Origin of the sequence: Streptosporangium sp. G11, from assembly GCF_051192615.1 — a bacterium.
In the GTDB taxonomy this organism is placed as follows: Bacteria; Actinomycetota; Actinomycetes; order Streptosporangiales; family Streptosporangiaceae; genus Streptosporangium.
Map to the genome: position 1 here is coordinate 1 of NZ_JBPJUQ010000354.1, position 681 is coordinate 681.

A 681-nucleotide genomic window follows, 5' to 3' on the forward strand; every position below is an offset into this window, starting at 1 on the left:
GGCTCGAAAATCGGTGCGTTAGTGGGCAGGCGGCAGCGAACCCTGGCCGGTGATGTCGGGGCAGGGCTTGCGGGGTGGGGATTGGGGTCAGGCGGTTGGGTGCAGGGTGACGGTTTTGCCGGTGAGGCGTTCGAGCTGGCGGACGAGGTCGTGTTCGCGGCGTCTGGTGGCGATGCGCGATTGGTAGAAGTCAGGACCCAGGTCGCGATAGCGGGCATTGGGGTCGGACAGCAGATGCCAGACGATGGTGAGAACGGAATTGCCGACGGCGACGATGGCGCGTTTTCGTCCGCGGCGCCTGGACAGTCGCCGGTAGCGCTCGCCCAGGAAGGTGGTGGAGCGGGAGGTGGCCGCGACGATCTCGCCGAGGGTGGCGCCGAGCCAGGGATTGCCCTTGCCGGTGGAGCCGCCCTTCTTCTTGCCGGCGGAGTTGTTGTCGATGGGCGCGAACTTGGCCCAGGAGGCCAGGTGGCCGGCGGTGGGGAAGCGGCTCATGTCGATGCCGATCTCGGCGATGAGTTCCTGGGCGGCGATGGTGCCGACACCGATGATCTCGTCGAGCTGGGCGACCGCGGCGGCATAGGGGGCGATCTTGTCCTCGATCCGGCGGGACACGGCCTCGATCCGAGCGGTGAGGTCATCGACTCGATCGGTCATCATCTGGCATAGGAAGCCGTGCTC

Annotated in this window: 1 protein-coding gene; it reads right to left on the minus strand. The window is 67.1% G+C overall.

From position 1 onward, the window contains the following. Positions 1–87: 87 nt before the first annotated feature. The coding region (locus tag ACSDR0_RS51005; RefSeq protein ID WP_435296201.1) for a transposase at positions 88–681 on the minus strand (594 nt) is incomplete at its 5' end.